At 71.8% G+C, this 13,409-nt stretch carries 14 protein-coding genes (1 of these 14 cut by a window edge); 8 read left to right on the top strand and 6 right to left on the bottom strand.

Annotated features, from left to right (window positions below):
- Positions 1-7: 7 nt before the first annotated feature.
- Positions 8-2,587, top strand: a complete 2,580-nt coding sequence (locus tag BLW86_RS29100) for an ABC transporter ATP-binding protein/permease (protein WP_093876782.1) — start codon at positions 8-10, stop codon at positions 2,585-2,587.
- Between the two features lie 62 nt (positions 2,588-2,649).
- Here BLW86_RS29100 and BLW86_RS29105 read toward each other — a convergent pair whose 3' ends face one another.
- The 3 genes from BLW86_RS29105 to BLW86_RS29120 all read right to left on the bottom strand — a co-directional run bounded on the left by BLW86_RS29105 (position 2,650) and on the right by BLW86_RS29120 (position 5,679).
- Positions 2,650-3,459: a transglycosylase SLT domain-containing protein gene (locus BLW86_RS29105; protein ID WP_093876783.1), complete on the bottom strand. Its 810-nt coding sequence runs from the start codon at positions 3,457-3,459 to the stop codon at positions 2,650-2,652.
- A 292-nt stretch (positions 3,460-3,751) separates the two neighbouring features.
- The gene (locus BLW86_RS29115) at positions 3,752-4,984 is read right to left on the bottom strand and encodes an S-adenosylmethionine:tRNA ribosyltransferase-isomerase (RefSeq protein ID WP_256341458.1); all 1,233 of its coding nucleotides are present in this window, start codon (positions 4,982-4,984) and stop codon (positions 3,752-3,754) included.
- A complete protein-coding gene (locus tag BLW86_RS29120; RefSeq protein ID WP_093878938.1) occupies positions 4,984-5,679 on the bottom strand; it encodes an SDR family NAD(P)-dependent oxidoreductase in 696 nt (231 codons plus the stop codon). The genes BLW86_RS29115 and BLW86_RS29120 overlap by 1 nt, the downstream gene beginning before the upstream one ends.
- 173 nt (positions 5,680-5,852) lie before the next feature.
- Between BLW86_RS29120 and BLW86_RS29125 the strand changes: the two genes are divergently transcribed.
- The 3 genes from BLW86_RS29125 to BLW86_RS29135 all read left to right on the top strand — a co-directional run bounded on the left by BLW86_RS29125 (position 5,853) and on the right by BLW86_RS29135 (position 8,031).
- Complete coding sequence (locus BLW86_RS29125) at positions 5,853-6,998, top strand: GAF domain-containing sensor histidine kinase (protein ID WP_093876784.1); 1,146 nt, start codon at positions 5,853-5,855, stop codon at positions 6,996-6,998.
- Entirely contained in the window at positions 6,991-7,638 is a 648-nt protein-coding gene (locus BLW86_RS29130; protein WP_093876785.1) for a response regulator, read from the top strand. Before BLW86_RS29125 ends, BLW86_RS29130 begins: the two co-directional genes overlap by 8 nt.
- A 153-nt stretch (positions 7,639-7,791) precedes the next feature.
- Positions 7,792-8,031, top strand: coding sequence for a chaplin (locus BLW86_RS29135; protein ID WP_093876786.1), 240 nt, complete (start codon positions 7,792-7,794; stop codon positions 8,029-8,031).
- Between the two features lie 68 nt (positions 8,032-8,099).
- On the opposite strand, the gene BLW86_RS29140 is transcribed toward BLW86_RS29135, so the two are convergent.
- Positions 8,100-8,891 (bottom strand): Rossmann-fold NAD(P)-binding domain-containing protein, encoded by a 792-nt coding sequence (locus tag BLW86_RS29140; RefSeq protein WP_093876787.1) that lies wholly within the window; start codon positions 8,889-8,891, stop codon positions 8,100-8,102.
- 135 nt (positions 8,892-9,026) lie between these two features.
- Here BLW86_RS29140 and BLW86_RS29145 point away from each other — a divergent pair, with 135 nt between their 5' ends.
- The 4 genes from BLW86_RS29145 (at position 9,027) to BLW86_RS29160 (ending at position 12,227) form a co-directional block, all read left to right on the top strand.
- Complete coding sequence (locus BLW86_RS29145) at positions 9,027-9,824, top strand: ABC transporter ATP-binding protein (RefSeq protein WP_093876788.1); 798 nt, start codon at positions 9,027-9,029, stop codon at positions 9,822-9,824.
- Positions 9,825-9,900: 76 nt separating this feature from the next.
- Complete coding sequence (locus tag BLW86_RS29150) at positions 9,901-10,329, top strand: NfeD family protein (protein WP_093876789.1); 429 nt, start codon at positions 9,901-9,903, stop codon at positions 10,327-10,329.
- A 93-nt stretch (positions 10,330-10,422) separates the two neighbouring features.
- A complete protein-coding gene (locus BLW86_RS29155) occupies positions 10,423-11,361 on the top strand; it encodes an SPFH domain-containing protein (protein WP_093876790.1) in 939 nt (312 codons plus the stop codon).
- A gap of 92 nt (positions 11,362-11,453) precedes the next feature.
- Complete coding sequence (locus tag BLW86_RS29160; RefSeq protein ID WP_177181784.1) at positions 11,454-12,227, top strand: sulfite exporter TauE/SafE family protein; 774 nt, start codon at positions 11,454-11,456, stop codon at positions 12,225-12,227.
- 89 nt (positions 12,228-12,316) lie between these two features.
- Here BLW86_RS29160 and BLW86_RS29165 read toward each other — a convergent pair whose 3' ends face one another.
- Positions 12,317-12,823 (bottom strand): HNH endonuclease, encoded by a 507-nt coding sequence (locus BLW86_RS29165; protein ID WP_093876792.1) that lies wholly within the window; start codon positions 12,821-12,823, stop codon positions 12,317-12,319.
- 165 nt (positions 12,824-12,988) lie between these two features.
- Positions 12,989-13,409, bottom strand: the 3' portion of a protein-coding gene (locus BLW86_RS29170) for a YbhB/YbcL family Raf kinase inhibitor-like protein (protein WP_093878939.1). The gene runs 119 nt beyond the window's last position; the window shows 421 of its 540 coding nt (coding positions 120-540); its start codon lies beyond the right edge, outside the window; the stop codon is at positions 12,989-12,991.

A 13,409-nucleotide genomic window follows, 5' to 3' on the forward strand; every position in this document is an offset into this window, starting at 1 on the left:
ACAAGTAGTGGGGCATGGAGTGCCAGAACTCGTACTGGAATTGAACGGCAGGACCTGGACGCTCGATCCGTCCCGGTCGTACACCCTGGGCAGGGACCCTCAGGGTGACCTGGTCATCGACGACGCCAGGGTCTCGTGGCGCCACGCCACCATCAGCTGGGGCGGCCGGAGCTGGGTCATCGAGGACCACGGCTCCACGAACGGCACCTTCCTCCAGGGCCAGAGGATCCACCAGGTGGAGATCGGTCCCGGCTCGGCCGTCCACCTGGGCAACGCCACCGACGGCCCGCGGCTGAATCTCGCCGCCGCCGGCGCGGCCGCCGCGCCTCAGCACCAGGCGCCGCAGCAGGCCCCGGCCCAGGCCCAGCAGGCCCCCGCCCACCAGGCGGCCGGGGCCGCCGCGCAGGCCGACTGGGCCACGCACCAGGCGCCTCCGCAGCACCAGGCGCCCCCGCAGCAACAGGGCTGGCAGCAGCCGCCGGCCCACCAGCAGGTCCCGCAGCAGCAGGTCCCGCACCAGCAGGGGCCCGGGCAGGGTCGCCCCGGTGGCGCCGCGGGGGCGTCGTCGGCCTACGCCGACCGCAGCCCCACCACGTTCCACCAGCTGTCGCTCGGTCACGTCATGCGGATCGGCCGTGCCCTCGAGAACGAACTGGTCGTCTCCGACCTCCAGGTCTCGCGGCACCACGCCGAGTTCCACGCGACGCCCGACGGCCGCATGGAGATCCGCGACCTCGGCTCGCACAACGGCACGTACGTCAACGGTCAGCCGATCCCCAAGGGCGGCAGCGCCCTGCTCGGCCCGCAGGACATCGTCGGCGTCGGCCATTCGACGTTCCGCATCGTCGGCGGCCAGCTCGAGGAGTTCGTCGACACCGGCTCGGTCTCCTTCTCGGCCCGCCACCTCACGGTCACGGTCGACGGCGGCAAGCAGATCCTCAAGGACGTCACCTTCGGCGTCCCGGAGAAGTCGCTGATCGGCGTCATCGGCCCGTCCGGCTCCGGCAAGTCGACCCTGCTCAAGGCGCTGACCGGCTACCGCCCGGCCAACGAGGGTGACGTCCTCTACGACAACCGAAGCCTCTACAAGCAGTTCGCCGAGCTGCGCCAGCGCATCGGTCTGGTCCCGCAGGACGACATCCTGCACAAGGAGCTGACCGTCGTGAAGGCGCTGCGCTACGCGGCCAAGCTCCGCTTCCCCGGCGACACCGCCACGGCCGAGCGCGAGGCCCGCATCGACGAGGTGCTGCGCGAGCTCAAGCTCGACATCCACAAGGAGAAGAAGGTCACCTCCCTCTCCGGTGGCCAGCGCAAGCGCGTCTCCGTCGCCCTGGAGCTCCTCACCAAGCCCTCGCTGATCTTCCTGGACGAGCCGACCTCCGGTCTCGACCCGGGCATGGACCGCGATGTCATGCAGCTGCTCCGCGGCCTCGCGGACGACGGCCGCACGGTCCTCGTCGTCACCCACTCGGTGGCCGAGCTGGGCCTCTGCGACAAGCTCCTCGTCATGGCGCCCGGCGGCTCCGTGGCGTACTTCGGCCCGCCGGAGGAGGCGCTGAACTTCTTCGGCTACTCCACCTGGGCCGACGTCTTCTCGGCCTTCGAGAACTACCGCGACTACGACTGGGCGGGCCGCTGGAAGGGCTCGCAGCACTACCAGATGTACGCCGCGGACATCGACGCCGTCGCCGCGCAGCCCGTCCAGATGCCGCAGCAGGCGATGGCCAGGCCGCCGAAGCCGCAGGGCTGGGGCTCGCAGCTGTGGACCCTGATCCGCCGCTACGTCTCCGTCATCGCGTCCGACAAGGGCTTCATGGCCCTGATGGTGATCCTGCCGGCCGTCCTCGGCGCGGTGTCCGTCGTCATCCCGGCCGACTTCGGCCTCGGCAGGCCCACGCCGCCGTCCCGCTTCAACGGCGACGCGGGCACGATCATGCTGATCCTCGCGGTCGGCATGTGCTTCTCCGGCGCGGCCAACTCCGTCCGAGAGCTGATCAAGGAACGGGTCATCTACGAGCGGGAACGCGCCGTCGGCCTGTCCCGCTCCGCGTACCTGATGTCCAAGGTCATCGTCCTCGGCGTGATTACGGCCTTCCAGGGCGTCATCATCTGCGGCATCGGCTTCTCCACCCGCGCGCTGCCCGAAGAGGGCCTGTTCATGCCGCCGGCCGTCGAGCTCTGCGTCCAGGTCATCGCGCTCGGCCTGACCTCGATGATGGTCGGCCTGGTCATCTCCGCGCTGGTGAAGACCGCCGAGAAGACCATGCCGCTGCTCGTCATGTTCGCGATCATCCAGGTCGTCTTCACCGGCATCCTCTTCCAGGTGTACGGCTCGCCCGGCCTGGAGCAGTTCGCCTGGCTCATGCCCTCCCGCTGGGGCATCGCCGGCGCCGGCACCACCCTCGACCTGGCGCACCTCATGCCGCCGTGGGACCACAAGGACCCCACGAACACCGACCCGCTGTGGGAGCACACGGTCGGCCAGTGGAGCCTCGACCTCGGCATCCAGCTGATCATGGCCACGGTCTGCTGCGTCCTCGTGGCGCGGCTGCTGCGCCGCCATGAGCCCGAGGTCATGCGCAAGTAAGGGCCGTCGGCCCCGCCACGCCGAAGGGCGGCACCCCGGAGAGGGTGCCGCCCTTTCGCGCGTCAGTACGCGCTGTTGACGTTGTCGATCGAGCCGTAGCGGTCGGCCGCGTAGTTGGCGGCGGCGACGATGTTGGCGACCGGGTCGTACTGGTCGAACTTGGTGCCGGGGATGTGGTACGCCTTGAAGGTCGGGTAGATCACCTGGAGCAGGCCCTTGGACGGGATGCCGTTGATGGCGTTGATGTCCCAGTTGTTGATGGCCCGCGGGTTGCCGCTGGACTCGCGCATGATGTTCTTGTGCAGGCCGTTGTACGTGCCCGGGATGTTGTGCTTGTCCATGATGTAGAGCGCCTCGCGGATCCAGCCGTCGAGGTTGTTCGCGAAGACCGGGGTGCGGGCGACGGAACGGCTCGCGGCCGCCTTCTCCGCGGCGCGCTTCTTCGCGGCGGCCTTGGCCTTGGCCTCGGCCTTCGCCTTGGCGGCGGCCTTCGCCTTGACCTCGGCCCTGGCCTTCGCGGTGGCCTTCGCCAGGGCGTCGGCCTTGGCCTTCGCGGCCTTCGCCTGGGCGTCGAGCTTCGCCTTGGCGGCGGCCTTCGCCTTCGCCTCCGCCTCCTGCTTGGCCTTCAGACCGATGGTGGTCTGCTGCTCGCTGACGCTGGCGGCCAGCGCCTTGGCCTGCGGGCTGTTCGCGTTGTACGACCAGGCCACCTGCTGGGTACCGGACAGGGCCTGGGGCTCGGTCTCGGTGCCGCCGTTGTGAGGCACGAGGGAGAGGGTGAGGGCTGCGGCGCCCAGAGCGGCGACGCCGGCGATCGTGGCCTTGTGGGTCTTCTTCAGACCACGACTGTGGCCAGGGGTGTTCGCAGACATGCAGGACTACCTCTTCGAATCGCTGGGGGTCGTCGCTCGGCCGGGGCGGCGCTGCGCCTGCTCGGCGGCGACGGAGGCAATTCTTAGCGGCAGCAAAATGCCGTGGCAAAGGTGTGACGTACGAAGCCGGGTAGTGGATCAGGGCCTCGCGCAGGGGCCGCGCAATGCCCCCTGTGGCCCGTTTTCTCCGCCCATATCCGGCGTCATGAGGTCCACTAGGGGGCTTCGTAAGTGATGTGCGTCCTATGCGCGGCCTCACATCAGGCCCGTAACGAACTCACCATGGGTTGCTTCAGCAATGCATACGGTGAGCCCCCTCCTCCGGGAGGAGGAGATGGAGGTCGCCGAACTCGTGCCAGAGGTAGCGCTCCCGTACCGCGGCGGCGTACGCGCTCCGCAGCGCGGGCCGCCCGGCGACCGCCTCCAGCATCAGCAGGTGCGAGGCCTCCGGCTCGTGCAGCCCGGTGAGCAGCCCGTCCACCACCCGCACCCCGCGCGCGGGCGTCACCACCAGATCGGTCCACCCCGCGACGGCCCGCACCGCCCCGCCGCACCCGACCCCCGCCCGCCGGGACGGCCCCGCCGCTGCCGACTCCAGCGCCCGCACGACGGTCCCCTCTCTCGACGCGTCCCTCGCGCCGTTCGGCCCCAGGGGGCCTCTCGGGCTTCGGGCCGCTGCGCCGGACTCCGTCCGCCGAGGTGGTTCCACCGCAGCGGACTCCAGTGCCCGCACCACCGTCGTACCGACGGCGATCACCCGGCCGCCCCCGGCACGGGCCGCGTTCACCAGGCCGGCCGTCGCCGCCGGGACCTCGAAGCGCTCCGGGTAGGGCGGCTCGTGCGCCTCCGCCGACGCCACCCCCGTATGAAGGCGGAGCGGGGCGATCCGTACGCCCCGGTCGACCAGCTCCGCCACCAGCCGGGCCGTGAAGGGCCGCCCCGCGCTCGGCATCTCCGCCGAGCCCGACCCGTCGGGGGAGGGGCGCGCGAAGACCGTCCGGTACGCCGACAGGGGTTGGTCCCGGTCCGTGTACCCGTACCGGATGGGCCGCCCGTACCGGCCGAGCAGCCCCGGCACGTCCACGGTCACCCGCGCCCACCACAGCCGCGCGCCGCCGGGCACCAGCGGCTCCTCGCACACCAGCCGCGCCCCTCCCGGCAGCCGGACGACCACGCCCGCGGGACCGCCCCCACGCGGGCGCGTACTGCCCGACGGATCCGGTGCCCGCAGCTCCACGGCCCAGCGCCCGTCGTCCCCACGGGTCGAGAAGTGCACCACCACCGGCTCCCCGCCCGGCTCCGGGCCGAGCCGCCCGTCCACGGCTGCCGCGAGCGTCGTCGAGGTGTTGACGACCAGCACGTCCCCGGCCCGCAGCAGCGCGGGCAGCTCCCTGAAGGAGTGGTGCGACACCGCCGTGCCCCGCGACACGAGCAGCCGCACGTCGTCCCGGCGGCGCCCGGGCCCCCGCTGCTCGGCCGGCACCCGCGCCGACAGTTCCGCCGGCACCCTCACGGCCAGTGTCATCACGCCTCCAGGAAGGCCGGCGCGGAATACCGGCCGCTCGCCGGCCGCTCGTCGAGCAGCCGCAGGAAGACGGGGGCGACATCGGCCGGAGCGGGAGTCCCGGACAGGTCCTCGCCGGGCTCCGCGGCGGCCAGCATGTCCGTCCGCATCCCGCCCGGGTCCACCCACCAGACCCGCAGCCCCGGCTCCTCCACCGCCAGGACCGCCGACAGCTGGTCGAGCGCCGCCTTCGTCGCCCCGTACGCCCCCCAGGTCCGGTACGCCTCCGCGGCCGCGTCCGAGCTCAGATTGACCACCGCGCCGGCGGGCGCCGCGCGCAGCAGCGGCAGCGCCTCCTGCAGCAGCCCCAGCGGGGCCACCACATTGACCTCCAGGGCGGCCCGGAAACCGTCCAGCGGGTGCCGGTCGAGCGGCACCAGGGGTTCCGCGCCCAGGATCCCCGCGTTGTTCACGAGCAGATCGAGCCCACCGAGCTCCTCCGCCGCGGCCACGAGCTCCCGCCGGTGCGCCGCGTCCGTCACGTCCCCGGCCGACGCCACCACCCGTGCCCCGCGCGCGCGTGCCGCCGCCGCGCTCTCCTCCAGTACGTCCGCCGTGCGGGCGTCCAGCACCAGGTCCCAGCCCCGCCCGGCGAGAGCCTCGGCCAGTGCCCGCCCCAGACCCCTCGACGCCCCCGTGACGATCGCGACAGCCATGACGTCCATCCCCTCTCTCCTTCGGATGGCTCCACCCTCCGGCCGCGGCCCCGCCCACCGCCTCGTCCCCGGGCCCGGACCGCCGAGGGCACTTCGACCTAGGTCCCCGGACCTGCTCCGCCCTCGTCCCCGGACGGATACGGACCGTCACACCCCGCCGGTACGGTGAACACATGAGCCATCGACCGAGCTCCGGCCTGGCCGCCGTGAGCACCGCCCTCCTGGCGATGAGCCGCCATCTGGAGGTCCGTGACGTCCTCAAGACGATCGTGGCCTCCGCGCGCGAGCTGCTCGACGCCGAGTACGCCGCGCTGGGCGTCCCCGACGACCACGGCGGCTTCGCCCAGTTCGTGGTCGACGGCGTCAGCGACGAGCAGTGGAGGGCGATCGGCCCGCTGCCCCGCCAGCACGGCATCCTGGCCGCGATGCTCCACAAGGCCGAGCCCGAGCGGCTCGCCGACGTCCGCGCGGACCCCCGCTTCGAGGGCTGGCCGGACGCCCACCCCGAGATGTCCGACTTCCTCGGCCTGCCCGTCCGCGACGGCGACGAGACCCTCGGCGCCCTCTTCCTCGCGAACAAGCGCTGCCCGAGGGAGGGCGGCGGCTGCGGCTTCACCGCCGAGGACGAGGCACTCCTCTCGATCCTCGCCCAGCACGCGGCCATCGCCCTCACCAACGCCCGGCTGTACGAGCGCAGCCGTGAGCTCACCATCGTCGAGGAGCGCTCCCGCCTCGCCCACGAGCTGCACGACGCCGTCAGCCAGAAGCTCTTCTCGCTCCGTCTGACCGCCCAGGCGGCCGCCGCCCTCGTCGACCGCGACCCGGTCCGCGCCAAGGGCGAGCTCCAGCAGGTCGCCGCGCTCGCCGCCGAGGCCGCCGACGAGCTGCGCGCCGCCGTCGTCGAGCTCAGGCCCGCCGCCCTCGACGAGGACGGCCTCGTGCACACGCTCCGCACCCAGATCCAGGTCCTGGACCGCGCCCATTCCGCCCGGGTGACCTTCGAGAGCCCGGGGACCCGGGCCCTGCCCGCCGCCCAGGAGGAGGCCGTCCTCCGGGTCGCGCAGGAGGCCCTGCACAACGCCCTGCGGCACGCGGACGCGGAGCTCGTCGCGGTCTCCCTCACCCGCAGCGGGCAGGGCGCGCGGCTCACCGTCACCGACGACGGCAAGGGCTTCGACCCGCGTACGGTCCGCAGCGCGGGCCGCCATCTGGGCCTGGTCTCCATGCGGGACCGCGCGAGCGGCGTCGGCGGCAGACTCACGGTGACCTCGGCCCCGGGCCGGGGCACCACGATCGAGATGGAGGTCCCCGGTGGCTGACAAGCCGATCCGCGTGCTCCTGGTCGACGACCACCAGGTCGTCCGCCGTGGCCTGCGCACCTTCCTGGAGGTGCAGGACGACATAGAGGTCGTGGGGGAGGCCTCCGACGGCGCCGAGGGGGTCGCCAGGGCGGAGGAGCTGCAGCCGGACGTGGTCCTCATGGACGTGAAGATGCCGGGCACGGACGGCATCGAGGCGCTCAAGCGGCTCCGTGAGCTGGCCAACCCCGCCAGAGTCCTGATCGTCACCAGCTTCACCGAGCAGCGGACGGTCGTCCCCGCGCTCCGCGCCGGCGCCTGTGGATACGTCTACAAGGACATCGACCCCGACGCCCTGGCCGGCGCGATCCGCTCCGTCCACGCCGGGCACGTCCTGCTCCAGCCCGAGGTGGCCGGCGCGCTCCTCGCCCAGGACGACTCCCACGGCGGGGGCACGGGGCGGGGCTCCACCCTCACGGAGCGGGAGCGCGAGGTCCTCGGCCTGATCGCGGACGGCCGGTCCAACCGGGAGATCGCCCGGGCCCTCGTCCTCTCCGAGAAGACGGTCAAGACGCATGTCTCGAACATCTTGATGAAACTCGACCTGGCGGACCGCACCCAGGCGGCCCTCTGGGCGGTCCGCCACGGCCTCACCGGCTGACGCGCCCCTCTGTGCGCCGGGGCGCACGACCGTTCAGTACTTCATACCGTCGTGTGGATGTCCCCCGTTCGGCGTAACCCGGCGGGGGGTGCGGCGTTCTCCATGGCGTGCTGCGGCGGACCGGCCGCAGCGACGACCAGGAGGATGTACCCAGTGAAGAACCTCAAGAAGGCCGCCGCCCTCACCATGATCGCGGGTGGCATCGTCGCCGCCGGCGCGGGTGTCGCCTCCGCGAACGCGGACGCCGACGGGCAGGCCCTCCACTCGCCGGGCGTAGGCTCCGGCAACCTGGTGCAGGTCCCGGTCCACGTCCCCGTGAACGTCTCCGGCAACACGGTCAACGTGATCGGCCTGCTCAACCCGGCCTTCGGCAACGACGCCCACAACGGCTGACCGCCCCACACTCGGCCCCCGGACGATCCCCCCGGGGGCCGACCCCTTTTCCCCGCGAGGCGCAGGCCTCAGAACCCCCGCTCCCGCTCCCTCTCCTCCACGTACGCGTTGTACGCCGCGACCTGTGCCCGCCGAGCCACCCGCTCCACCGGCCGCAGCGCCGCCCCCCGCGCCGCCATTTCCGAGGCGCTCACCGCGCCCCCGTGACCGTGGTCGTACGCCAGGTTCACGAGCAGGCCGATCCGCTGCGCCAGCTCCAGGACCCGTACCGCGCGCGGCGGATAGCCCGGGGCCAGCACCTCGCGGCCCACCTCCGCCCGCGCCCGGTACGCCTCGCGCGCCGCGTCCGCCGCGGGCCCCGAGGCCGCCACGTCGAGCCGGGTCAGCACCGCCGTCGCGTCCCGCAGCGCCTCGGCCAGCTCCCGCTCGGCCTCGCCGAGCGAGGGCACATCGGCGGGCGGCGCCTCCCGCACGGCCAGACAGTGCCAGGTCACCGAGACGTGCACGTCACCCGCGGGACCGGCCTCGGAGACCTCCGGCACGAGACCGTACGGCGCGCCGAAGCCCACCACCGCCTCCTCCGCCTCCAACGCGCGCGCGTTGAAGTCCGGCGGCCCGCTCAGCCCCAGCGGATGCCCCGGCGCCGGCAGCGCGACCCGCCACCCGGTCACCCCGAGCCGCCGCAGCCGGCCCAGCGCGAGCGTCAGCCCCACCGGCCCCGCCTCCCCGGGCAGCCCCTCCACGCGGTGCACCGCGTCCTCCCCGACAATCGCCAGCGCCGCCTCGTCCGGCGACACCGCCCCGGCCAGCAGGGCATTGCCCCAGGCGGCCAGACGTCCTGAGCGTGGTTCCGAAAGCATCCCCCCAGACTAAGGACTCAAAGGAAGCCCTACGGACCGGTCCGCTCCGTCGATAACGTAGGTTTTCCCCTGGACGCCGCGCCCATCGGCGCAAGGCGACGACAAGACTCGACCGCAAGGGGAGACAACGCGCTCATGAGCGATGTACTGGAGCTGGTGGACGTATCCGTGGTCCGCGACGGACGGGCTCTGGTGGACGATGTCTCCTGGTCGGTCAAGGAGGGCGAGCGCTGGGTGATCCTCGGACCCAACGGCGCCGGCAAGACCACTCTTCTGAACATCGCCTCCAGCTACCTCTTCCCCACCAAGGGCAACGCCCGCATCCTGGGCGAGCCGCTCGGCGGCGTCGGCACCGACGTCTTCGAGCTCCGCCCCCGCATCGGCATGGCCGGCATCGCGATGGCGGAGAAGCTCCCCAAGCGCCAGACCGTCCTGCAGACCGTCCTCACCGCCGCGTACGGCATGACCGCCACCTGGAACGAGGACTACGACCCGATCGACGAGGAGCGCGCCAAGGCCTTCCTCGACCGGCTCGGGATGAACGACTACCTGGACCGCAGGTTCGGCACCCTCTCCGAGGGCGAGCGCAAGCGCACCCTCATCGCCCGCGCGATGATGACCGACCCGGAGCTCCTCCTCCTCGACGAGCCCGCCGCCGGCCTCGACCTCGGCGGCCGCGAGGACCTGGTCCGCCGCCTCGGCCGCCTCGCCCGCGACCCGTACGCCCCCTCCATGATCATGGTGACCCACCACGTCGAGGAGATCGCCCCCGGCTTCACCCACGTCCTGATGATCCGTCAGGGCAAGGTCCTCGCCGCCGGCCCCGTGGAGATGGAGCTCACCTCCCGCAACCTCTCGCACTGCTTCGGCCTGCCGCTCGTCGTCGAGCGCGTCGGCGACCGCTGGACCGCCCACGGCCTGCCCCTGAAGTGACCGGCCGGGGCACCGGCGACCCGCACAGCCGCCCGCGCCCTGTCCCGGAAGGACCCCACCGCCCTACCATGACCACGTGGACATCGACGCGTGGGTCTGGTGGCTGATCGGCGCGGTGGGGCTCGGCATTCCGCTGGTCCTGACCGCGATGCCGGAGTTCGGCATGTTCTCCGTCGGTGCGGTCGCCGGGGCGGTGACCGCGGCCCTCGGCTTCGGCGTCGTCGCCCAGGTGCTCGTCTTCGTCGTCGTCTCCGTGGCACTCATCGCGGTGGTGCGTCCGATCGCCGCCCGCCACCGCGACGGCAGACCCGAACTCGCCACCGGCGTCGACGCCCTGAAGGGGCGTCAGGCCGTCGTCCTGGAGCGGGTCGACGGCAGCGGAGGCCGCATCAAGCTCGCCGGTGAGATCTGGTCCGCCCGCACCCTCGACACCGGACAGACCTTCGAACCGGGCGAACGGGTCGACGTCGTGGACATCGACGGGGCGACCGCCGTGGTCATGTGACCGAACCTCGCCCATGACGCTCCGCCATCTGGGAAACTCGATCATCAGAAGAAACCCGGCAGACAACCGGCAGCGAAGGGCACGGGGAACACGATGTCAGCAGTCATCATCGTCCTGATCATTCTGGTGGTGCTCGTCTTCATCGCCCTGATCAAGACGATCCAGGTCATCCCGCAGGCGAGCGCGGCGATCGTGGAGCGCTTCGGCCGCTACACCCGCACGCTCAACGCCGGACTCAACATCGTCGTCCCGTTCATCGACTCGATCCGCAACCGGATCGACCTCCGCGAACAGGTCGTCCCGTTCCCGCCGCAGCCGGTGATCACCCAGGACAACCTGGTCGTCAACATCGACACGGTCATCTACTACCAGGTGACCGACGCCCGGGCCGCCACCTACGAGGTCGCCAGCTACATCCAGGCGATCGAGCAGCTCACCGTCACCACCCTGCGCAACATCATCGGCGGCATGGACCTGGAGCGGACCCTCACCTCCCGCGAGGAGATCAACGCGGCCCTGCGCGGCGTCCTCGACGAGGCCACCGGCAAGTGGGGCATCCGCGTCAACCGCGTCGAGCTCAAGGCCATCGAGCCGCCGACCTCCATCCAGGACTCGATGGAGAAGCAGATGCGCGCCGAGCGCGACAAGCGCGCCGCCATCCTCACCGCCGAGGGCACCCGCCAGTCCGCCATCCTCACCGCCGAGGGCGAGAAGCAGTCCGCCATCCTGCGCGCCGAGGGCGAGGCCAAGGCCGCCGCCCTCAAGGCCGAGGGCGAGGCCCAGGCCGTCCGCACCGTCTTCGAGGCCATCCACGCCGGCGACCCGGACCAGAAGCTCCTCTCGTACCAGTACCTCCAGATGCTCCCGAAGATCGCCGAGGGCGACGCCAACAAGCTCTGGATCGTGCCCAGCGAGATCGGCGACGCCCTCAAGGGCCTCTCCGGAGCCTTCGGCAACGTGGGCGGCGGCACCCCCGGCTTCAACGTCAAGGGCGGAGCGACCGAACGGCGAGACGAACCGCCGGTTGACTGACACGTACACGTAATCCTCGTGCATGATCGGTGCGAGCCCCTCGACCTCGACGACCTCGGGGCGGGGAGGCGACTCACTGACCATGTAAGGAGATGGCGTTGTCCATCTGGGAAGCCCTGGCAGTCTTCGCCGCCGGCATCGGCGCCGGCACCATCAACACCATCGTCGGATCGGGAACGCTCATCACGTTCCCGGTCCTCCTCGCGACCGGACTCCCCCCGATCACCGCGAACGTCTCCAACGCCCTCGGCCTCGTCCCCGGTTCCATCAGCGGAGCCATCGGCTACCGCCGCGAACTCAAGGGCCAGAAGGCCCGCATCCTGCGCCTCGGCGGCGTCGCCCTCCTCGGCGGCCTCATCGGCGCCATCCTGCTCCTGGCCCTGCCGTCCGAGGCCTTCGACGCGATCGTCCCCGTCCTCATCGGCCTCGCACTCGTCCTGGTCCTCTTCCAGCCCCGCATCGCCGCGGCCGTGAAGCGGCGCCGGGAGCAGACCGGCACCGAGGCCCACCCCGACGGCGGCCCCGCCCTCCTCGTCGGCCTCCTCCTCGCCAGCATGTACGGCGGATACTTCGGCGCCGCCCAAGGAGTCCTCTACCTCTCCCTCATGGGCCTGCTGCTCCACGACGACCTGCAGCGCATCAACGCCGTCAAGAACATCCTCGGCGCCCTGGTCAACGGAGTCGCCGCCGTCTTCTTCCTCTTCGTCGCCGACTTCGACTGGACGGCCGTCCTGCTCATCGCCGTCGGCTCCACCCTCGGCGGCCAGCTCGGCGCCAAGGTCGGCCGCAGACTGCCCCCCACGGTCCTGCGCGGAGTGATCATCGCCGTCGGCATCGTGGCCATCCTCCAACTGACCCTCGGTTAGCCACGACAACGGAAGGGCCCGCCTCCCACGGGGGAGACGGGCCCTTCCCCACCTCCGCGGATCACACCTCAGGTCCGCGGATCACATCTCTACGCGGCCGAATCGGCCAGCCACGCCGGCAGCGCCGACCGCTCGCTCGCCCGCATCGCCAGCAGCATCGCGTCCGCCGGAGTCGGCTCGAACGGCTGGTGCAGCAGCGGCATCCCCGCCTGCTCCGGCGTCCGGTCCGCCTTGCGGTGGTTGTCCTCGGCACAGGAGGCGACCGTGTTCAGCCAGCTGTCCCCACCACCCTGCGCCCGCGGCACGACATGGTCGACCGTCGTCGCCCGCCGCCCGCAGTACGCGCACCGGTGCTGGTCCCGGACCAACACCCCCCGCCTCGACCACGGGGCCTGTCTTCGGAACGGCACCCGTACGTACCGGCAGAGCCTGATCACCCGCGGGACCGGCAGGTCGACGGCGGCACCTCGCACCCTCAGCTCGGGATGGGCCTGCTCGACGACGGCCTTGTCCTGAAGGACAAGCACCACCGCACGGTTGAGTGTGACCGTCGAAAGCGGCTCGAAGCTCGCGTTCAGTACCAGCGTGTCCCGCATGTTGCCCACCTCCCGTGTGCCGGCCCCAGCCCCCGCGCGGGGGCTCCGGGCTTGGATCAACGATGGCCGGGCCGGCCGGGTCGGACAACGCAATTTCCCGCGCAACAAAAGATGCCCGCTTCTGATCTCTCCAAGACCAGAAGCGGGCAAACAACAAACGAACGATCAGGCCGCCGCGGGAGCCGCGTACTCACCGACCAACTGGGCACGGCCGAGCGTGTGGAACCGCAGATTGAACCCGACGGCCGCCGGCGAGGTGTCGGCGTCCGTACCGAGCTTCTCCTTGTCCACCGCGTACACCGTGAAGACGTACCGGTGCGCCGGATCCCCCGCCGGAGGAGCGGCACCGCCGAAGTCCTTCGAGCCGTAGTCGTTCCGCGCGTGCACGGCGCCCGCCGGCAGCCCCTCGAACGACCCGGACCCGGCACCGGCCGGCAGCTCCGTCACCGACGCCGGGATGTCGAACAGCACCCAGTGCCAGAACCCGCTGCCCGTCGGGGCGTCCGGGTCGAAGCAGGTGACCGCGAAACTCTTCGTCTCCGCCGGGAAACCCTCCCAGCTCAGATGCGGCGAGATGTTCCCCGCC

The sequence above is a fragment of the Streptomyces sp. TLI_105 genome (assembly GCF_900105415.1).
GTDB lineage: Bacteria > Actinomycetota > Actinomycetes > Streptomycetales > Streptomycetaceae > Streptomyces.